Origin of the sequence: Xanthomonas sp. CFBP 8151, assembly GCF_011761885.1 — a bacterium.
In the GTDB taxonomy this organism is placed as follows: domain Bacteria; phylum Pseudomonadota; class Gammaproteobacteria; order Xanthomonadales; family Xanthomonadaceae; genus Xanthomonas; species Xanthomonas arboricola_B.
In genome coordinates, this window is sequence record NZ_JAASQZ010000001.1 from 384,139 (window position 1) to 404,119 (window position 19,981).

19 protein-coding genes, 1 pseudogene and 1 riboswitch are annotated in these 19,981 nt (G+C 66.4%); of the genes and pseudogenes, 13 read left to right on the top strand and 7 right to left on the bottom strand.

The window, feature by feature from the left end; translation table 11 throughout:
• Window positions 1-370: 370 nt before the first annotated feature.
• On the top strand, window positions 371-886 hold the full coding sequence (def, locus tag FHT08_RS01735; protein ID WP_166774113.1) for a peptide deformylase: 516 nt from the start codon (window positions 371-373) through the stop codon (window positions 884-886).
• A 62-nt stretch (window positions 887-948) separates the two neighbouring features.
• Here def and ettA read toward each other — a convergent pair whose 3' ends face one another.
• On the bottom strand, window positions 949-2,610 hold the full coding sequence (gene ettA, locus FHT08_RS01740) for an energy-dependent translational throttle protein EttA (protein ID WP_024940592.1): 1,662 nt from the start codon (window positions 2,608-2,610) through the stop codon (window positions 949-951).
• Window positions 2,611-2,836: 226 nt separating this feature from the next.
• On the opposite strand from ettA, the gene FHT08_RS01745 reads away from it, so the two are divergent.
• From FHT08_RS01745 to ribD, 5 genes are all read left to right on the top strand, one after another.
• Window positions 2,837-3,364, top strand: coding sequence for an RcnB family protein (locus tag FHT08_RS01745; RefSeq protein ID WP_104536287.1), 528 nt, complete (start codon window positions 2,837-2,839; stop codon window positions 3,362-3,364).
• Between the two features lie 191 nt (window positions 3,365-3,555).
• On the top strand, window positions 3,556-4,809 hold the full coding sequence (glyA, locus tag FHT08_RS01750; protein WP_104536286.1) for a serine hydroxymethyltransferase: 1,254 nt from the start codon (window positions 3,556-3,558) through the stop codon (window positions 4,807-4,809).
• A 101-nt stretch (window positions 4,810-4,910) separates the two neighbouring features.
• Entirely contained in the window at window positions 4,911-5,435 is a 525-nt protein-coding gene (nrdR, locus tag FHT08_RS01755) for a transcriptional regulator NrdR (protein ID WP_006453216.1), read from the top strand.
• A gap of 5 nt (window positions 5,436-5,440) precedes the next feature.
• Window positions 5,441-5,917 carry a GNAT family N-acetyltransferase gene (locus FHT08_RS01760; RefSeq protein WP_166774114.1) on the top strand — a complete coding sequence of 159 codons (477 nt, stop codon included), beginning with the start codon at window positions 5,441-5,443 and terminating at the stop codon, window positions 5,915-5,917.
• Window positions 5,914-7,008, top strand: a complete 1,095-nt coding sequence (gene ribD / locus FHT08_RS01765; RefSeq protein WP_166774116.1) for a bifunctional diaminohydroxyphosphoribosylaminopyrimidine deaminase/5-amino-6-(5-phosphoribosylamino)uracil reductase RibD — start codon at window positions 5,914-5,916, stop codon at window positions 7,006-7,008. The genes FHT08_RS01760 and ribD overlap by 4 nt, the downstream gene beginning before the upstream one ends.
• Window positions 7,009-7,103: 95 nt before the next feature.
• Here ribD and FHT08_RS01770 read toward each other — a convergent pair whose 3' ends face one another.
• A complete protein-coding gene (locus tag FHT08_RS01770) occupies window positions 7,104-7,727 on the bottom strand; it encodes an outer membrane beta-barrel protein (RefSeq protein WP_016905113.1) in 624 nt (207 codons plus the stop codon).
• A gap of 218 nt (window positions 7,728-7,945) precedes the next feature.
• A riboswitch (FMN riboswitch) is annotated at window positions 7,946-8,124 on the top strand.
• A 162-nt stretch (window positions 8,125-8,286) separates the two neighbouring features.
• On the opposite strand from FHT08_RS01770, the gene FHT08_RS01775 reads away from it, so the two are divergent.
• The 6 genes from FHT08_RS01775 (at window position 8,287) to FHT08_RS01800 (ending at window position 14,307) form a co-directional block, all read left to right on the top strand.
• On the top strand, window positions 8,287-8,889 hold the full coding sequence (locus tag FHT08_RS01775) for a riboflavin synthase (protein WP_166774118.1): 603 nt from the start codon (window positions 8,287-8,289) through the stop codon (window positions 8,887-8,889).
• Window positions 8,886-10,025 (top strand): 3,4-dihydroxy-2-butanone-4-phosphate synthase, encoded by a 1,140-nt coding sequence (gene ribB / locus FHT08_RS01780; protein WP_047130648.1) that lies wholly within the window; start codon window positions 8,886-8,888, stop codon window positions 10,023-10,025. The genes FHT08_RS01775 and ribB overlap by 4 nt, the downstream gene beginning before the upstream one ends.
• Window positions 10,026-10,281: 256 nt before the next feature.
• Entirely contained in the window at window positions 10,282-10,746 is a 465-nt protein-coding gene (gene ribH, locus FHT08_RS01785; RefSeq protein ID WP_039423375.1) for a 6,7-dimethyl-8-ribityllumazine synthase, read from the top strand.
• The gene (nusB, locus tag FHT08_RS01790) at window positions 10,743-11,222 is read left to right on the top strand and encodes a transcription antitermination factor NusB (protein ID WP_047130649.1); all 480 of its coding nucleotides are present in this window, start codon (window positions 10,743-10,745) and stop codon (window positions 11,220-11,222) included. Before ribH ends, nusB begins: the two co-directional genes overlap by 4 nt.
• A gap of 110 nt (window positions 11,223-11,332) precedes the next feature.
• A complete protein-coding gene (thiL, locus tag FHT08_RS01795) occupies window positions 11,333-12,307 on the top strand; it encodes a thiamine-phosphate kinase (protein WP_047130650.1) in 975 nt (324 codons plus the stop codon).
• A 419-nt stretch (window positions 12,308-12,726) separates the two neighbouring features.
• On the top strand, window positions 12,727-14,307 hold the full coding sequence (locus FHT08_RS01800) for a CocE/NonD family hydrolase (protein ID WP_166774120.1): 1,581 nt from the start codon (window positions 12,727-12,729) through the stop codon (window positions 14,305-14,307).
• A 323-nt stretch (window positions 14,308-14,630) separates the two neighbouring features.
• Here the strand turns inward: FHT08_RS01800 and FHT08_RS01805 are convergent.
• Window positions 14,631-14,769 (bottom strand): annotated as a pseudogene (locus tag FHT08_RS01805) (fatty acid-binding protein DegV); the annotation flags it as partial.
• A gap of 373 nt (window positions 14,770-15,142) precedes the next feature.
• On the opposite strand from FHT08_RS01805, the gene FHT08_RS01810 reads away from it, so the two are divergent.
• Window positions 15,143-15,958 carry a cellulase gene (locus FHT08_RS01810; RefSeq protein ID WP_047130652.1) on the top strand — a complete coding sequence of 272 codons (816 nt, stop codon included), beginning with the start codon at window positions 15,143-15,145 and terminating at the stop codon, window positions 15,956-15,958.
• A 351-nt stretch (window positions 15,959-16,309) separates the two neighbouring features.
• On the opposite strand, the gene FHT08_RS01815 is transcribed toward FHT08_RS01810, so the two are convergent.
• The 4 genes from FHT08_RS01815 to FHT08_RS01830 all read right to left on the bottom strand — a co-directional run bounded on the left by FHT08_RS01815 (window position 16,310) and on the right by FHT08_RS01830 (window position 19,906).
• Window positions 16,310-16,636 (bottom strand): hypothetical protein, encoded by a 327-nt coding sequence (locus FHT08_RS01815; protein ID WP_196299017.1) that lies wholly within the window; start codon window positions 16,634-16,636, stop codon window positions 16,310-16,312.
• 144 nt (window positions 16,637-16,780) lie between these two features.
• Entirely contained in the window at window positions 16,781-17,197 is a 417-nt protein-coding gene (locus FHT08_RS01820) for a DUF2809 domain-containing protein (protein ID WP_047130665.1), read from the bottom strand.
• A 31-nt stretch (window positions 17,198-17,228) separates the two neighbouring features.
• The gene (locus tag FHT08_RS01825; RefSeq protein ID WP_166774122.1) at window positions 17,229-18,509 is read right to left on the bottom strand and encodes an amidohydrolase family protein; all 1,281 of its coding nucleotides are present in this window, start codon (window positions 18,507-18,509) and stop codon (window positions 17,229-17,231) included.
• Window positions 18,506-19,906, bottom strand: a complete 1,401-nt coding sequence (locus FHT08_RS01830; RefSeq protein WP_104536277.1) for an amidohydrolase — start codon at window positions 19,904-19,906, stop codon at window positions 18,506-18,508. Before FHT08_RS01830 ends, FHT08_RS01825 begins: the two co-directional genes overlap by 4 nt.
• Window positions 19,907-19,981 lie beyond the last annotated feature (75 nt).

Sequence of the window (19,981 nt, forward strand, 5' to 3'; positions counted from 1 at the left end):
TTCATGACTGAAGCATGAATCCGTGATGCGTGTCAATCTTTTGACATATAGGGCGCTGAACGCGAAGCGCTCGCCTGAAACAGTTACCGGTGCACTTGCGTCGGCGGAATTTCAGGGAGCAGCAGCGGCGGCTCGCATCTGGGGCCGGCCGGATTTTTGACGCGACCAACCGGGGCCGGCGATTTTCTCCTTCCCGGAGAAGCTGCCCCGAATGGGCGGACGCGGGGACGTGCGAAGCCTGGCGGAGATGCGAACCGCCAAGCAGCGCAACCAATGCCCAGCTACCAATCCCGAATCCCCATTCCCCAACCTCACCTACGCCTACCGCACAGGTCTTAAAATCGCCGCAACGTTTCCGGGGAGCAGCCAGATGATTCGCGAGATTATCCGCATGGGCGACAAGCGCCTGCTGCGCGTGGCGCCACCGGTGACCAACCTGGGCAGCGCCGAGCTGCGCGCGCTGGTGGCCGACATGTTCGAGACCATGGACGATGCACGCGGCGTTGGCCTGGCCGCACCGCAGATCGCGGTGGATCTGCAGCTGATGGTGTTCGGCTTCGACGCCAGCGAACGCTATCCCGAGGCGCCGGCGGTGCCGCGCACCGCGTTGGCGAATGCGCAGATCGAACCGCTGTCGGAGGAAATGGAAAACGGCTGGGAAGGGTGCCTGTCCATTCCCGGTCTGCGTGCCGTCATCCCGCGCTATCGCCACATTCGCTACCGCGGCTTCGCACCCGACGGCAGCCCGATCGAGCGCGAGGCCGAAGGCTTCCACGCACGCGTGGTGCAGCACGAATACGACCATCTGGTCGGCCGCCTGTATCCCTCGCGGATCGAGAACTTCGCCACCTTCGGCTTCGAAGACGTGCTGTCCTACGACCTGTAGGCCATCGGTGCCGCAGCTGCACCCGCATATGACAAGGGCGCCTTGCGGCGCCCTCGTCGTGCTTACTTCAGCGCCTTGAAGCGCAAACGCTTGGGGCCTGCGTCATCGCCCATGCGGCGGCGCTTGTCTTCTTCGTACTCGCGGTAGTTGCCCTGGAAGAACTCCACGTGCGAGTCGCCTTCGAACGCCAGGATATGCGTGGCGATGCGATCCAGGAACCAGCGGTCATGCGAGATCACGAAGGTGTTGCCCGGGAACTCCAGCAGCGCATCTTCCAGCGCACGCAGGGTCTCGATGTCCAGGTCGTTGGAGGGTTCGTCGAGCAGCAGCACGTTGCCGCCCTGCAGCAGGGTCTTGGCCATATGCAGACGGCCGCGCTCACCACCGGACAGCGAGCCGACCATCTTCTGCTGGTCCTGCCCCTTGAAGTTGAAGCGGCCGATGTAGGCGCGCGACTGGATCTCCACACCGTTGATGTTGAGGATGTCCAGGCCGCCTGCGATCTCCTGGAACACGTTGTGGTTGCCTTCCAGCTTGTCGCGGCTCTGGTCTACGTACGACAGCTGCACGGTCGGGCCGACCACAATCTCGCCGGAATCAGGCTTCTCCGCGCCGGTGATCATCTTGAACAGGGTGGACTTACCGGCACCGTTGGGGCCGATGATGCCGACGATGGCGCCGGGCGGCACGATCATCGACAGATTGTCGATCAGCAGGCGGTCGCCGAACTTCTTGGAGACGTTCTTGAACTCCATCACCGCATTGCCCAGACGCTCGCCCGGCGGGATGAAGATCTCGTTGGTCTCGTTGCGCTTCTGGTAATCCACCGACTGCAGTTCTTCCAGGCGGGCCAGACGCGCCTTGCCCTTGGTACGGCCGCCCTTGGCATTCTGGCGCGACCATTCCAGTTCCTTCTGGATCGCCTTCTGGCGCGACTTTTCCTGGTTGTCTTCCTGCTTGAGGCGCTCGTCCTTCTGGGTCAGCCAGTCGGTGTAGTTGCCCTTCCACGGAATGCCGCGGCCGCGATCGAGTTCCAGGATCCACTCGGCGGCGTTGTCGAGGAAGTAGCGATCATGCGTGACCGCCACCACGGTGCCGGTGTAGCGCGCCAGGAACTGCTCCAGCCACTCCACCGATTCGGCGTCCAGGTGGTTGGTCGGTTCGTCGAGCAGCAGCATGTCCGGCTTCTGCAGCAGCAGCCGGCACAGCGCCACGCGGCGCTTTTCGCCACCGGACAGCTTGCCGACCACCGCATCCCACGGCGGCAGGCGCAGCGCATCGGCGGCCACGTCCAGCTGGTTTTCCAGGGTGTGCGCATCGCCGGCGGCCAGGATCGCTTCCAGGCGTTCCTGTTCCTTGGCCAGGGCGTCGAAATCGGCGCCTTCCTCGGCATAGGCCAGGTACACCGCATCCAGCGCGGCCTGGGCCTGCAGCACGTCGCCCACGCCTTCCTCGACCGCTTCGCGCACGGTGTGCTCGGGGTTGAGCTGCGGTTCCTGGGCCAGGTAGCCGACCTTGATGCCGGCCTGCGGACGGGCTTCGCCCTCGAAGTCGGTATCCACGCCGGCCATGATCTTCAGCACCGTGGACTTGCCGGCGCCGTTCAGGCCCAGCAGGCCGATCTTGGCGCCCGGGAAAAAGCTCAGCGAGATGTCCTTGATGATCTGCCGCTTGGGCGGCACCACCTTGCTGACGCGGTTCATGGTGTAGATGTATTGCGACATGGGTGCTCCGTGGACGCAGGCAGCCCGCCGGCCGGGGCCGGAGGCAGCGGAAAAGGGATTGTGCCGATTATACGGGCAACCGGACTGACTCGCGGCGGCAATGCGGCAGCTAAACGGCAGCTTACCTCGCACCTGAATGGGCGGTTTCGTAATCGATTCCAGCAGGAATGCGTTAAGGCGGTTAGCGCCTTAATGAAATTGCGACATCGCAGACAGGAGCAATCCCATGAACCGCAAACGCATCGTGACTGTTGTGCTTTCCTCCATCCTGGCGCTGGGTTCCGTGGCCCCGGCAGCGTTTGCCGACGACTGGGGCCACGGCCACGATCGTCGTGGGCATGACCGCGACGATCGCCGCGACCGCGATCGCGACCGCGATCAGCATGGCAATTGGCGCAACGATCGCCGCGACTGGCAGGACGAGCGCCGGGCCGACCGTCGCGATGACCGCCGCTACTACAGCAACGGCTACCGCGAGGGCTATCGCGATGCCCGTTATCAGGACCGTCGCTACGACCGCAACCGGGTCTATGTCTACGATCGCCCCAGCTATTACCGCGCCGGCCCGCCGCCGCGCCCGTACTGGGCCCGCGGCCAGCGCTACCACGGCCCGGTCTACGTGATCAACGACTACGACCGCTACAACCTGCGCCGCCCGCCGTATGGCTACCGTTGGCAGCGCGACAACACCGGCAATCTGCTGCTGGTGGCCATCGCCACCGGTGTGATCGCCGATCTGGTGCTCAACAACTAGGCCACGGCACTGGCCCGGCCCGGCAAGCGGGCAGGGCATCCTGCAAAGGCGCACTCCGGTGCGCCTTTGTCGTTCAAGGGCGGAACGGGCCATTGCATGCGCGGCCCGCGCCAGCGTCGCAATTGGTCACCTGTCCGCGCGGGGGCTTACAATCTGCGCCCCTACTGGCAACAGCTGCCCCGGAGCTCTGCATGTTCTCGCGCGACGTCCGACTGGAAACCTACGACCCCGAACTGGCCAAGGCCATCGCTGCTGAAGCCGGCCGCCAGGAGGATCACGTCGAGCTGATCGCCAGCGAGAACTACTGCAGCCCGCTGGTGATGGAAGCCCAGGGCAGCCAGCTGACCAACAAGTACGCCGAAGGCTATCCGGGCAAGCGCTACTACGGTGGTTGCGAATTCGTCGACATTGCCGAGCAGCTGGCGATCGAGCGCATCAAGCAGGTGTTCGGCGCCGACTATGCGAACGTGCAGCCGCATAGCGGCTCGCAGGCCAACCAGGCGGTGTATCTGGCGCTGCTGCAGCCCGGCGACACCATCCTGGGCATGAGCCTGGCCCATGGCGGCCACCTGACCCACGGCGCCAAGGTCAATGTTTCCGGCAAGCTGTTCAACGCCGTGCAGTACGGCGTCAACGCGCAGGGACTGATCGACTATGACGAAGTCCAGCGTCTGGCCACCGAGCACAAGCCGAAGATGGTCGTGGCCGGCTTCTCTGCGTATTCGCAGAAGATCGACTGGGCGCGCTTCCGCGCCATCGCCGACAGCGTCGGTGCGTATCTGTTCGTGGACATGGCGCACGTGGCCGGCCTGGTCGCCGCCGGCGTGTATCCGAGCCCGCTGGAGCATGCGCACGTGGTCACCTCGACCACCCACAAGACCCTGCGCGGCCCGCGCGGCGGCATCATCGTGGCCAAGGGCGCGAGCGAAGAGCTGCAGAAGAAGCTGCAGTCGATCGTGTTCCCCGGCATCCAGGGCGGCCCGCTGATGCACGTGATCGCGGCCAAGGCGGTGGCGTTCAAGGAAGCGCTGGAGCCGGAATTCAAGACCTACCAGCAGCAGGTGGTCAAGAACGCGCAGGCGATGGCCAACACGCTGATCGCGCGCGGCTACAAGATCGTGTCCGGCGGCACCGAGAATCACCTGATGCTGGTGGACATGATCGGCCGCGACGTCTCGGGCAAGGACGCCGAAGCCGCGCTCGGCAAGGCCCACATCACCGTCAACAAGAACGCGGTGCCCAACGACCCACGCTCGCCGTTCGTCACCTCCGGCCTGCGTCTGGGCACCCCGGCGATCACCACCCGCGGTTACCTGGAGCAGGACAGTGTCGACCTGGCCAACTGGATCGCCGACGTGCTCGACGCCCCCGGCGACGAAGCCGTGCTGGCCAAGGTCCGCGACGCGGTGACTGCGCAGTGCAAGAAGTATCCGGTGTATGGCTGAGGTGGGAATGGGGAATAGGGAGACGAGAATGGTAGAAGCAACGCTGCGATAGCTGTGCCGTTCCGATTCCCTATTCCCCTCTCCCTATTCCTGGACGCCTGATGCACTGCCCTTTCTGCCAGCACAACGACACCCGCGTGATCGATTCGCGGGTGTCCGAAGACGGGACGACGATTCGTCGTCGCCGCGAGTGCGAGGCGTGCGGCGAGCGTTTCAGTACCCTGGAAACGATCGAACTCAAGCTGCCGACCGTGGTCAAGAGCGATGGCGGGCGCGAGGCGTTCGACGCGCGCAAGCTGCGCACCAGTTTCGACCGCGCGCTGCAAAAGCGCCCGGTGTCCGAAGAGCAGATCGAAGCGGCGGTGCGCGCGGTGGTGCATCAGTTGCGCATGTCCGGCGAGCGCGAGGTTGGCTCGCTGCGTGTCGGCGAATACGTCATGGTCGAGCTGCGCAAGCTCGATCACGTGGGCTATGTGCGCTTCGCCTCGGTGTACCGCAGCTTTCAGGACGTGGCCGATTTCCGCGAGGAAATCGAAAAGCTCGAGCGCGAGCTACCGGTCGGCATCGAGCAATTGCCGTTGCTGGAAGCGGCCCTGGAGCGCGCCGGCAAGCCCGGCAAGCGGTGAGCGCGATGCGCATCGCCTGCGTGGCCGACACGCCGCAGCTGCTGCCCGCGATCGCGCAGGCGCATCTGCAGGCCTTCGGCAGTCTGTTGCCGGACTGGAATTTCGATGAGGCCTTAAGCGAGTTGCGCAGCCACACCCGCGACGGGGTGATCCCGACCACGTGGGTGGCGCTCGATCAGGCGCAGTGGCTCGGGTCGGTCAGCCTGCTGGACAACGACGATGCGCGCATTCGCCAATGGTCGCCATGGCTGGCGTCGCTGTACGTGCAGCCGCAGGCGCGCGGGCAGGGCATCGGCGAGGCGCTGGTGACGCACTGCGTGCAGGCGGCCGCGCGCATGGGCGTGCCGGCGTTGTATCTGTATTGCCAGCCAGTGCTGTTGCCGTTTTATCAGCGGCTGGGCTGGCATACGCATGCAGAATTACTGCTGGGGCCGATGCAGATCGTGGTGATGTGTATCGAACCGCAAGCGGCGCCGCAATGAGCGCAACGGCCGACGATCACCGCTGGATGGCGCAGGCATTGCGCCTGGCCGAGCGCGGCGCCTGCACCACCCGCCCCAATCCGATGGTTGGCTGCGTGATCGTGCGCGATGGCGTGTGCGTGGGCGAAGGCTTTCATCAACGTGCCGGTGGCCCGCATGCGGAAGTGTTCGCGCTGCGCGCGGCCGGCGCGCAGGCGCGCGGCGCCACCGCTTACGTGACGCTGGAGCCGTGTGCGCACTACGGACGCACGCCGCCCTGTGCGCTGGCCCTGATCGATGCAGGCGTGGCGCGTGTGGTCGCGGCGATGGCCGACCCGTTTCCGCAGGTCAACGGCGGCGGGTTTGCGCTGCTGCGCGCGGCCGGGATCGAGGTGCTCAGCGGCGTCCTGCAAACACAGGCGCGCGCGCTCAACCAGGGATTTCTGTCGCGGGTGGAGCGGGGCAGGCCATGGCTGCGGGTCAAGCTCGGCGCCAGCATGGATGGACGTACTGCGCTGGCCAGCGGTGAGTCCAAATGGATCACCGGAAGTGACGCGCGCGCGGATGTGCAGCGCTGGCGTGCGCGTGCGGGCGCGATCCTCACGGGTGCGGGCACGGTGCTGGCCGACGACCCCTCCATGACGGTGCGGATGGGCGAGGACACGCCGTTCGCGCCGCCGCTGCGCGTGGTGCTCGATGCCGGGCTGCGAACGTTGGCGTGCAGGAACATGCGTCAGGGCGATGCGCCAACGCTGTATCTGCATGGCGAGGATGTGGCCGCGCCGTCGCTGGACGATGCGCAGTTCCTTGCGATGCCGTTGCAAGCCGGCCGCTTCGACCTGGCGGCGGTGTTGGCCCTGCTTGGCGAGCGCGGCATCAACGAGGTGCATGTGGAAGCCGGCGCAACGCTGGGTGGTGCGCTGCTGCAGGCCGGGCTGGTCGACGAGCTGCTGGTCTACATGGCCCCGGTACTGCTGGGCGATACCGCCAGGCCGCTGCTGGCCGGGCTGGGCATCGAGACGATGGCGCAGCGCGCTGCGTTGCAGCTGCTGGATGTGCGCCAGCTGGGTCAGGATCTGCGTCTGCGCTATGCGCCGGTTGTTGCCGGGTGAGCGCTGCATGGCCCGCGCGATACCGCGCAGCTGTGCTGTTGCGCGCATGAAAAAGGCCCCGCGTGCGGGGCCTTGGTGTATCTGAGTCGCGTCGATCAGAAGCTTGCGCGCACGCCGACCTTGTACTGGTTGGCGTCGTCGATGAACTGCGCTTCGGCGACCAGGCCCCAGGTGCGGGTGAAGTTGACCTGACCACCCAGGGTGCCGACGAACTCGCCTTCGTCCACGTCGCTACCGTCGATATAGCCGGCCTTGATCCAGGCTTCGGTCCGCGGCGAGGGCTTGCCGCGCAGGCCCAGGTTGGCGAAGCCCAGGTTGGTCGAATCCGATGCGCTACCCAGTCTGCGGCCGTTGACGCGCGATTCGACTTCGCCTTTGTTGCGGAGGGCAGCGACGTCGGCGGTGAACTCCACACGCTCGGTCATTTCCTGGCGATAACCAATACCAACGTGTGCCTGCTGCACAGTGATGTCTGCAGTGATACCAGGAAACGGGCTGTAATTCTCGGTCGCGCGCTGGTAGCCAGCAAAGACGTACACCGGCTCGGCAATCTGCCAGGAGCCTCGGAGGTAGCCACCGTCGAGATCGTCGGCGTCGCCGTCTACACCGATCTCGGTCCGGTTCCAGCCGCCTTCGACGTAGGAATAGCTCAGGCCTTCGGCCGAAGCGGCAAACGGTGCGGCGGCCAGCAGGGCAGCCAGAATCAGGGTGTTACGCATTGGATGTCTCTCTCCGAATTGATGTCCGTGTCTCCGTCCCGTTGCGGGATGGAAAAAGCGACGTCTCCCGTCGCGGCGCGTAAATTAACAGATCCTTCACAATCCTGGCTATGAGGGATTTCCCGACATGACGCAGTGTCCTGCCAGCCTGCGCTCACCCTTGGCCATCGCGCCGATGTGCCCTGTTAGACTTTGCACGCCGGTTCGCCGGTACTCACAAACGTCTTCAGGGCGGGGTGCGATTCCCCACCGGCGGTAGGCATGCGCAAGCATGCGAGCCCGCGAGCGCTTGCACTCCTGGGTTGAGCGGACCAACGCGACACCCCCGCTGCGCAAGGTCAGCAGATCCGGTGCGATGCCGGGGCCGACGGTATAGTCCGGATGAAAGAAGACGGCCAACGCGTAGCCTTGCGGCTGCGCGCGCGCCTGTTTGCCTTGTGGCGTTTTTCGCTCAACTCCTGCGAGAAACGACTATGTCCATGCGTCACCCGTCGCGCTGCGTCGCGATCTTCCACCGCACTCCGTCCGCGCTGTCGTCATCAACGACGGAGGTGCGCTGATGTTTACCGGAATCATCGAAGGCGTCGGCCGTCTGGCGGCGCGCCAGCCGCAAGGCGGCGATGTGCGTTTCACCTTCGCCACCGGCAGCCTGCCGTTCGAAGCGGTGCAACTGGGCGAGAGCATCGCGGTCAACGGCGTGTGCCTGACCGTGGTCGCCTTCGATGCCGGCAGCTTCCAGGCCGATGCCTCCACCGAAACCCTGTCGCTGACCACGTTGGGCGCCTTGCCGGAAGGCGCGGTGCTCAATCTGGAGCGCGCGATGCGCCCGACCGACCGCCTCGGCGGGCATCTGGTCAGCGGGCATGTCGACGGTCTGGGCCAGGTGCAGTCGGTGCATGGCGATGCGCGTGCGCAGCGTTGGCGGTTTGCCGCCCCGCCGGCGGTGTTGCGCTATGTCGCCAAGAAGGGCTCGATCTGCGTGGACGGGGTCAGCCTGACCGTCAACGACGTGGACGAGGACGGCTTCGAAGTCGCATTGATTCCGCATACGGTGGCCAATACCGCGTTTGCGCAGACGGCGGTTGGTGCGGCGGTGAATCTGGAGATCGATCTGGTGGCGCGTTATGTCGAACGCCTGCTCGGCACGCGGGGTGCGGCATGAATTTCGCACCCGTTCCGGAATTGATCGAGGAACTGCGCGCCGGCCGCATGGTGGTGATCGTCGATGACGAGGACCGCGAGAACGAAGGCGATCTGATCATGGCCGCCGAGCTGGTCAAGCCGTCGGACATCAACTTCATGGTGACCCACGCGCGCGGGCTGGTGTGTCTGTCGCTGACCCGCGAGCGCTGTGCGCAGCTCGGCCTGGCGCCGATGGTGCGCAACAACACCGCGCAGTTCCAGACCAACTTCACCGTCAGCATCGAGGCGGCCGAAGGCGTGACCACCGGCATCTCCGCCTACGATCGCGCGCACACCGTGCGCACCGCGGTGCGGCCGGATGCCAAGCCGCAGGATCTGAGCCAGCCGGGGCATATCTTCCCGTTGATCTCGCAGCCCGGCGGCGTGCTCACCCGCGCCGGCCACACCGAGGCGGCCAGCGACCTGCCGATGCTGGCCGGGCTGGAACCGGCCGGCGTGCTGGTGGAAGTGCTCAACCCGGATGGCAGCATGGCGCGGCGTCCGCAGCTGGAAGTGTTCGCGCGCGAGCACGGGCTGAAGATGGGGTCGATCGCCGACCTGATCGCCTATCGCCTGGCCAACGAGCACACCGTCGAGCGCGTTGACGAACGCGAGATCAGTACCGAGTTCGGCCCGTTCACGCTGGTGACCTACCGCGACCGCATCGCGCACGATCTGCATTTTGCGCTGGTGCGCGGCACTGCCGATCCGCACACACCGACGCTCGTGCGCGTGCAGGTGGAAAACCCGCTGGCCGATCTGCTGCATTGGCAGCGCGATGACTTCGGCGTGCCGGCCACCGATGCCTTGCGTGCGATCGCTGCAGAAGGGCAGGGCGTGATGGTGGTGCTGTCGGCACCGCGCGACAGCGAATCATTGCTGGCGCGGCTGCGCCAGCAACCGGAAGCGGCCACCAACGCCAAGGACGTCAGCCAGTGGCGGCGCAACGGGGCCGGCGCGCAGATCCTGGCCGAACTGGGCCTGGGCAAGCTGCGCGTGCTGGGCACGCCGCGGCGTCAGGTGGGCCTGGCCGGGTTCGGGCTGGAGGTGGTGGAGTACCTCGAATGCCACCCCGGCGCAGGCGTGCGCTCGGTGCCGGCGGCCGCGCTGCCCTGAGACACGCTGGCGGCCTGGAGTCGCCGCTGTCCGGTGGTTGCCGGACGCGCCGCAGGAACCGCGCTGGTCGAGCGGTTCTTACGGTTGTCGCGCATCGACCACGCCAGCTGCCCGCCGCACCAGCCTGTACTGCGCGCTCCCGAATCGTTTCCTGGCGACATGGCCGGGGCTGCTTCGGCAGCCCGGCCGGCACGCACCGGCCGGGCCAGGCCCCGGCAGCTGTTAAACTTGCCGCCCCCTCGAGTTGCCGACCCGCATGACCCACTACGAAGGCGATCTCCGCCCCACCACCGCGCGCTTTGCGATCATCGCCAGCCGCTGGAATGCCCGCATCACCGACGCGCTGGTCACCGGTGCGCGCCAGAGCCTGGCCGGCAACGGCATCGGCGAGGACGCCATCGACGTGGTCCGCGTGCCGGGCGCCTGGGAAATTCCGATCGCCGCCAACCGCCTGGGGCAATCCGGCCAGCATGCGGCGATCATCGCGCTGGGCTGCGTGATCCGCGGCGACACCCGCCACTACGAACACGTCGCCGACCTGTGCGCCGAAGGCCTGATGAGCGTGCAGTTGCAGACCGGCGTCCCGGTGCTCAACGGCGTGCTGGCGGTCGAGCGTGTGGAAGATGCCGAGGCGCGTGCCGGCGGCAGCCATGGCAACAAGGGCGAAGAATGCGCGCTTGCGGCATTGGAACTGGTCAATTTGATGGAGTTGTTGCCATGAGCAAGTCCGGTGGACACGCCCGCCACGTCCGTCGCGACGGCATCGACCCGGTGCTGCGTTCGCGCGCGCGCCGGCGTGCCTTGCAGGCGGTATATGCCTGGCAGATTTCCGGCGGGTTCGCCAAGCAGGTGATCTCCCAGTTTGCGCACGAGCAGGCGCACGAAGTGGCCGATCTGGCCTATTTCGAAAACCTGGTCGAAGGCGTGCTGAGCAACCGCGCCGAGCTTGACACCGCGCTGACGCCGTATCTGGATCGCGGCGTGGAAGAGGTCGACGCGATCGAACGCGCGGTGCTGCGCCTGGCCGCCTACGAACTGCTGTATCGCCAGGACGTGCCGTACCGCGTGGTGATCAACGAAGCGATCGAAACCGCCAAGCGCTTCGGCTCCGAGCATGGCCACACCTACGTCAATGGCGTGCTGGATCGCGCCTCTGTCGAGTGGCGCAAGCTGGAGTCGGGCGCCAGCGGCGCCTGAGGCGCCGCGGGAATGGAGAGTCGGGAATGGGGAATTGTAAGAGCACCATCTCCGATATCTCCTGATGTGCTTTTGCGATTCCCGATTCCCTTCTCCCGATTCCCGTCCCCATGCCCGAATTCGATCTGATTGCCCGCTTGCGCGCGCGCATTGCGGCGCGTGCGGATGTGCCGCTGGGGATTGGCGACGATGCGGCATTGCTGCAGCCGCCGCCAGGCGAGCAGCTGGCGATCACTGCCGATACGCTCAATGCGGGCGTGCATTTCCCGCACGAGACGCGTGCCGAGGATCTGGGCTGGAAGACGCTGGCGGTCAATCTGTCCGATCTGGCCGCGATGGGTGCGCAACCGCGCTGGTGCACCTTGTCGCTGTCGTTGCCGCACGACGATGTCGAGTGGGTCGATGCGTTCGCCGATGGATTCTTTGCACTGGCCGATGCGCATGCCATTGCGCTGGTCGGTGGCGACACCACGCGCGGGCCGTTGGCGTGTGCGGTGACTGCGATCGGTAGCCTGCCGCCGGGTGCGGCGCTGCGTCGCGATGGTGCACGTGTGGGCGACGATGTGTGGGTGACCGGCGCGCCGGGCGAAGCGGCGGCGGCGTTGTCGCTGTGGCAAGCCGGCCAGCTGGACGTGACCTGTGCGGCGACCGACCCCTTGCACGAACTTTGGCGCGGTCGCCTGTTGCGCCCGCAGCCGCGTGTGCAGGCCGGGCTGCGCTTGCGTGGGCTTGCGCATGCCTGTGTGGACGTCTCCGACGGCTTGCTGGCCGATCTGGGCCATCTGTGCGAACGCAGCGGCGTGGGCGCGCAGCTGGCGCTGGCGGCACTGCCGGCGATGCCGTGCAGCACCGGGATCAGCGCGCTGCAATGCATCGGCTGGCAACTCGGCGGCGGCGACGACTACGAGCTGTGCTTCACCGCCGCCGTGCACCACCGCGACGCGGTGGTGCAGGCGATGGACTTCGCCGGCGTCGCGGCGACGCGCATCGGCCAGATCGTCGCCACGCCGGGGGTGATGGTCCACGACGCCGACGGCAACCCGTGGCAGCCGCCGCGGCGCGGGTATCAGCACTTCGTCGGCTGAGCTGAGCGCGCGGGAGGCGTTGCGCAAGCGTGCTGCATCGCAGCCAACGTCTGCGGGTCTGGAGCGGCCAGGCGATAAGCGCACGCTGTTTCCAGTTGCGAGCCGGCGATTGCGGTGCGCACGCACCCGCCTCCCGAATCCCGAATCCCGAATCCCGAATCCCAAATCCCAAATCCCAAATCCCAAATCCCAAATCCCAAATCCCAAATCCCAAATCCCAAATCCCAAATCCCAAATCCCAAATCCCAAATCCCGATTCCCGATTCCCGATTCCCGATTCCCGATTCCCGATTCCCGATTCCCGCCCCTTGAGCCATACCGTACCGTCTGGTACGTTCGCGACGTTCTCCCCCGAACCACGGATGCATGGCAGTTGCCGCTGGGCCATCCCGGCCTGGCCTTGCGTGGGAGAGATCCGCATGAACAAGCATTGGATCGGAGGCATCGCCGCCTTGGCGTTGCTGGTGGCATCGGCGTCGGCGGTGGCGGGCGCCTTCCGCAAGACCTACGAACGGATTCCCGGCTGGGATGGTGCGCCGATGGGCGCGCTGGTGCTGGTGCCGCAGGGGCAGGGCAGCGGGCCGTTTCCGTTGATCGTGATGCCGGCCAGCTGGTCGTTGCCGAATCTGGAATACCTTGGACGCGCGACCCAGCTGGCCAGCGATGGCTACGTGGTCGTCAGCTACACCTCGCGCGGGTTCTGGGATTCGGCCGGGCAGATCGATATTGCCGGCGCCGACACGGTGGAAGACGTCAGCGCGGTGATCGACTGGGCGCTGGCACATACGCCGGCCAATGCGAATGCGATCGGTGCATCGGGCATCTCCTACGGGGCGGGCATCAGCCTGTTGGCGGCCGAGCGCGATCCGCGCATCAAGGCCGTGGCTGCGCTCAGCGGCTGGGCCGATCTGGAAGCGTCGCTGTATTCCAATCGCACCGTCAGCCAGCAAGGCGTTGGCCTGTTGGTCGGTGCAGGCGCGTTGACCGGACGTCCCGGCCCGGATCTGGCGCAGATCAGCACCCGGGTTGCAGTTGGCGACTACGACGGTGCAGTGCAGGGCTTCCTGCCGCAAGCCGCGTCGCGCAGCCCGTCAAGCGATGTGGCCGCGCTCAATGCGCGTGGTACCGCGGTGCTGCTGGGCAATGCCTTCAACGACGGGCTGTTTCCGCCGAACCAGACGATCGCGTTCTTCAACCAGCTGCGCGGACCCAAGCAGTTGCTGCTCAGCCAGGGCGACCACGCCACCGCAGAATTGCCGGGCGCGCTAGGCCTGCCCAACGAGGTCTATACGGCGGCCACGCGCTGGTTCGATCGTCATCTCAAGCAGCTGCGTAACGGCGTGGACAGCGAAGCACCGGTGCGGTTGTCGCCGCGTGCCGGGCAATGGCTGGAGTACGCGGACTGGGCGTCGGTGCAACAGGGAAGCACGCGGCTGGGGTTATCCGCACCGGCCGGGTTGCTCAGCCCCACCGGCGGCTTGATCGGCGGCACCGCCAGCGGATGGCAGTCGCGCATTGCCACCGATGTGCCGACGTTGGCCGACTCGGGCGTGGTACTGGTCAGTGGTCTGTTGCAGGGCATCGGTGTGCCGGTCACCACGTCGATTCCGTTGGTCAATCGCATCGGCGCGGCAGTGTGGGTGGGTGCGCCGTCGAGCACGCCACGGCGGCTGGCCGGCAGTCCATCGTTGCGCGTGACCGTGGTACCCAGCCAATCGGAAGTGAGCCTGTTCGCGTATCTGTATCGCATGGACGCATTCGGCGTGGCGCAACTGATCACGCATGCACCGTACACGCTACGCGGCACCACGGCAGGCCGCGCAGTGACGCTGGATTGGCCACTGCAAGCGGCTGCTGCGGAGATTCCGGCAGGGCAGCGCCTGGTGCTGGTGATCGACACGCGCGATGTGCGCTACACCGATGCCAGCGATGGCGGCGGCACGGTGACGTTTACGTCGCCGACGGCAACGCCATCGGTATTGAACGTGCCGCTGCGATAACGCTGCACTGAGCTAACGATGCGGTGAGGTGTGGGCCGCGTGCATCAGGGCTGCGGCTTGGTTGCGGGGTTTTTGCCTGCCCACCATCGCGGGAGACGCCGCAAGTCCGTCCTTGTCGGCGCTTGCGCGGCATCCATGCCGCGTCAGGTCCCGCGACGGCGGGCGGGCAAGGACCGGTCGAAATGATCGGCGTGCGTGGTTGCCAGCAGTGCATGATGTGTCCCGCGAGCGGTAAGGACACCGCGCCCTCGATCAACCGGGCGTTTGACCGCCTTGCGTAAACGACGCCGCGACTAGGAGGCCCGGTTGTCTTTATATCTTGGTGTCTGCGCTCGGTGTCCGCTTTCGGCCACATGCGCCTGCAGGCAGCGTCGCTTCCTCATCGCGGTGATCGGCCAGCCCCCTTTCGCCGATGCGCACGCCGATCGGCAATACGCTGACGTTGTTGCGTTGAATGAACATCGCGCGATGGGAGCCTGGCGCACTGCCACCAGGCAAGCTCGACGCATCCGAATAGGGCCTGGAGCAAGCAGCCGCAGGTGCGGCAGAGACACAGACCGCAGCCATGTGGCTCTGCACCATTTGCGTCCACCGTACCGTCATGCAGATGACCGATACATCCTGTCACGCTGCCGGTTGGGTCGCGAACTGAGGATCTGCGCACGCTTCGGTTGGCGGATGGCGCCCGCTATCGCAGATGACGAGCGAGGCCTGTCGCAATTGCTATAGCTCCCGATACAAGGCCGCTGCTAGGGTCCAACGCGACCGCTGCAAAGCGGCTCTCGACGCTGCCGCACCGGCATCGCCGCGCTGAACCCATACGGAGAGAGTCACCATGCAAAACAGCCAATCCCGCACCCTCACCCAGACCGGCACACCGGCGCCGCCGACACGGCGGCGCGCATCGCGCTGGTGGAAGGCTGCACTGGCCGTGGGTCTGGTCGCCCTGGCGCCAGCGGCGCTGGCCGGTCCCTACAAGGTCTTCGGCAACCACTATGCGTGGGTCAATAATTTCAACGATCCCAACAACATCATCCAGGGCACGTTCGGCACCGGCAGCACCCCCGAGCTGACCGTCACCTTCAACTTCGCCGACTACAACCTCTACGGCTATCCGGCGATCGTGCGCGGCTGGCACTACGACTGGAACCCGACCAGCGATACGCTGTTTCCGCGGCAGATTTCCTCCTTGAGCAAAATCCCGCTCAAGTTCACCTACAGCGCGGGCGGAACCAATCTCGCGGGCGATTTTGCCTATGACATCTTCTTCCGCTGGGATACCGCCAAGGGCAACCCGCAGCTGGAAGTCATGATCTGGGGCGACCACAACTCCTGGCCGATCGGCACGCTGACTGCCAGCAAGGTGATCACCGCAGGCGGGCGCACCTTCGACCTGTGGGAAGGCTTCAACTCCGGTGCCGGCTACTACGTCTACACCTTCATCCCGACCGGCACTGCCGGGCAGGCCACGCTGAAGACCAGCGGCAGCCTCAACGTGGACGCCAAGCCCTTCCTCAACTGGTTGCAGACCAACCGGTCCAAGGATGGGCGCTACAACAACAGCATGTATCTGCATGCAGCCGAAGCCGGTTTCGAAGTGGTACGCGGCAGCGGCTGGGCCAAGGTGAGCGCGACGTTGGACGCGCAGTAAGCGCAGCGCCAATCGGCCGCATGGCTGAGCGTGCGCGGTTGGCATCGGAGACCGGCGTGCAGCACGACACACGCCGGTACCGCTTCGCCTGCGATGGCCGAAAATCGTCGAAGATCGCACGACGACTCTGGCCACCGACGGCTACGTTTCGCATCAGGTGTCCAAGATCGCCTGCTTGAGCATTCACCACTGCCATGACTTCTGCCATGCGCGTGAGGCGATTCTGAAACACAGCGCAGGGCACGCTTCGTCTGCGCTGCGATGTATCCGGAAAGCAGCCAGGGCATTGCGACAGGTCAGTCGGGCACTGCGGTCTTATCGATCAGCGCGACTGCGGGTGTCGGGGCAGCGTCAGCGCAGGGCATCGCGCGCCGAGGCGATGGCGGCCATCCACTGGTCGCGTTTGCCGATCACGAACCGGTGTTCGCCGCCCTGGTGCAACTGCACCGCCAGCGATGTCGGCGCCACCGGCAACAGGCCGAACAGGCGCGTCCAGCGTGGTTGCACGGTCGCGATCTGGGTCAGGTGCACGGTCAGCGACCGGGTCTGCAGGTTGTAGGGATGCGGCTGGAAGTGCAGCGCATCGGCGGTCAGGATCAGCCGCCCGCCGACCGCCTCAAGGCCGCGCAGCAGATTGGCCGGCGCCTGGCGTAACACGACCCGATCGATCGAGCGCAAGCCGCTTCCTTGAAACAGCGAAGTCACTGCGATGCAGGGTTGGCGCGGGCACGCCATTGCTGCCATTGCCCAGACAGGGCGCCAACGCTGTCGATCAGTGCCGATGAGCAGACGGAAAACATGCGGTAGGCCCGAAGGAGTGCATCAATGCGGCGTTTGCCGCCGGGAAGACGCAGCGACACGGCATGACGCCACATCACCGATGTACGCCACGCCGCCGCCGACCAGATACATCAGCAGATCGTGCAGGGTGGCGGTGTTGCCGAGCGCGATGTAGGCCGCGCTGCCGGGGCGCAGCCCGAGCCGGTCGGCCAGATGCAGCGCCTGCAGGCCTTCGATCAGGCACCCGGTCGCGACCGCCAGCACGCACGCCCAGCGTCGCGATAACGCAAACACGCCGCGCAACCCGCAATACACCAGGATCACCGCTAGCATATCGCCCAGGCTGCCGCGCACCCAGGGCCCGCCGAGTGTGCCAGCACCGATCGCCACTTCGATGACAAACACGGCGAGTGCGGTCAGCAGGTAGACGCTGCGTACGCCCAACGCCATGCGTGTCATTGCGCTGGCACGCGCGCGCCCGCCGCCCCGATCACTTCAGATAGGCCCGCGGCAACGCGCCGGCCGGTTGCATGTAACGCTCGCGCAGCTCGGTCTGGCGCGAGCGCATCGGCATGTCGCGGCCGCCCAGCCACACCTGCTCGGCGTAGTGGGCGACATCCAGCGGGTCGCCTTCCCACAGCACCAGGTCGGCCTGCTTGCCGACTGCAATGCTGCCGATGCGATCGCCCACGCCGAAGATCTCTGCCGGCACCCGGGTTAGGCCGGCCAGGCCGGCTTCCCACGGCAATCCATTGGCGACCGCGTTGCCGGCCAGCTGGCGCTGCTTGCGCGCGTTATGCGAGGCATCCCCGCTCTGGGCAAAGCTGACTTCCACGCCGGCCGCACGCAGACGTGCCGCATTTTCCAGCGTCGCACCGATCTGGTCGAAGGTGGACGGCAGATCCGCCAGCGCGTCCACCAGCACCGGCACCCTGGCCTGCGCCAGTTGCGGCGCGAGCTTCCAGGCCTCCGCGCCACCGGCAATGGCGATGCGCACCTTTTCGCGCTGCGCCCAACGCAACAACTGGCGGATGTCTGCGGCGCGCTCCACCTGCACCACGATGCGGCCCTGCCCGGCCAGATATTTGGCCAGCACGTTGCGGCCGACCGGGGTCAGCAGCGCATGCGGCGAGTCGGCCGGCACGCGTCCGCGTGCCTCGGCCACCAGTTGGTCGAGCAGCATCCATTGCGCGGCGCGCGAGCTGCCGGTGAGATCGGACGCCGCCGCGCCGATGCGGATGAACAGGGCATGCGGGCCAACCGGGTCCGGGCTGCCGTCCAGCCGCACCACGCCACCTTGTCCGGCGATGAAGGCACCGCTGGTGGTCGCGCCCAACGCGGTGAAGCCGATGCCTTCCACGCGCGCCACCGGCACCAGCACCGAATCGGGGTTGTAGGCCAGGGTGACGTCGAATTCCGGACGCATCGGCTGGTCGCTGAGTTTGACGCCGCTGTCCACGGTGCTGTCTTCGCCGGAGACTTCTTCGATGCCGATCTCGGTGATGCCGCCGAACAGGGCCGGCGTCAGCGGGCGGCCCCCGGCCTCGACCACGCGGCCATCGGCCGGCACGGCCAGGTTGCTGCCGATCGCGCGGATCACGCCACCCTGCACCAGCACATCGGTATTGCGCAGCGTGCCTTGTGCGGTGGCGGTATGCACGGTCGCGCCACGGATCAGCACCTGCTGGCCGACTGCGGGCAATGCAAGCACTGCCAGGACCACAGCAGAGATCGCGCGTAGACGCGGGCCAACGAAGATTGCGCGGCTCATCGCGCCACCTCCTGGCCGAGCATGAAGTCCGACACCGGCTGCAGGCGGCGATCGTGGCGGTCGTAGACCTGCGCGCCGTCGATATAGACCTGTTCGGCCAGCGCGTAGGAGCTGAAGGGATTGCCGTTCCACACCACCATATCGCCCATCTTGCCCGGCTCCAGTGCGCCGGTCTGCTGCTCGATGCCAAGCGCCTTGGCGGCATTGCTGGTGAGCCAGCGGATCGCACGCTCGGGCGGAATCTCCATTCCGCTGCGGCGCGCGTTGGCGAGCACCTTGGCCGCTTCCTGATTCAGGCGCTGGATGCCTTCTTCCGAATCCGAATGCACGATGGCGCAGCTGTTGGCCGGTCTGTCGACCAGCGCGATGTTTTCCTGGATGCCATCGAAGGCCTCCATCTTGAAGCCCCACCAGTCGGCCCACAGCGCGCCGCAGACGTTGTCCTGCGCCAGCCGGTCGGCCAGCTTGTAGGCCTCCACGCCATGATGGAAGGCGGCGATGTGGAAGCCGAATTCCTTGGACAGGTCCAGCATGGTCGCCATCTCGTCGGCGCGGTAGCAGTGGATATGCACGCGGATGTCGCCGTTGATCGCCCCGGCCAGCGTGTCGAGCTTGAGATCGCGCTTGCCGCCGGCATCGCCGCTGCTGTCGTTGTCGCCGCCGCGGCTCCACCAATGGCGCTTTTTCGCGGTCTTTTTCTTCGGCGCAGTCTTCTGCAGATACTCGGCCGCATCGATGAAGGCGGCGCGGTAACCGGCCACGTTGCCCATGCGCGTGCCGGGGCCGCCCTTCTGGCCGTACACGCGCTTGGGGTTCTCGCCGCAGGCCATCTTCAGGCCCCAGGGGGCACCGGGAAACTTCATGCCCTGGTAGGTGGTGGAGGCGACATTCTTGAGGGTGACGCCGCGCCCGCCGATCAGATTGGCCGAGCCCGGCAGTACCTGCAGCGAGGTCACGCCGCCGGCCAGGGCGGTGCCGAAGCCGGGATCCTGCGGCCAGATCGAATGCTCGGCCCACACGTTCGGCGTCACCGGGGCGGTCATCTCGTTGCCATCGCTGTGCGCGCTGACGCCGGGGCTGGGATACACGCCCAGATGCGAGTGCACGTCGATGATGCCGGGGGTGACCCATTTGCCGGTGCCGTCGATGCGGCGCACATCGGCCGGCGCCTGCAGCGCGCGCCCGACCGCGGCCACCTTGCCGTCGCGCAGCAGCACGTCGGCGTCGTCCAGCCGCTGGCCGGTGCCGGTGAGCACGGTGGCGTGCTGGATCAATACCGGAGCGGACGCGAGCGCGCGATAGGTGCTGGGGTAGGGGTCTTGCACGAAACGCGATGCCGCAGACGCAGGACCGCACAGCACGGCCGCGCCGAGCGCGGCGAACAGGATGGAACGCATGGATTTCCCCGGTGCAACGAAAACGTCAGCCGCAAACCTAGCGGCCGGCGGCGCGCTTGCCAAGTGCTGCAGCGC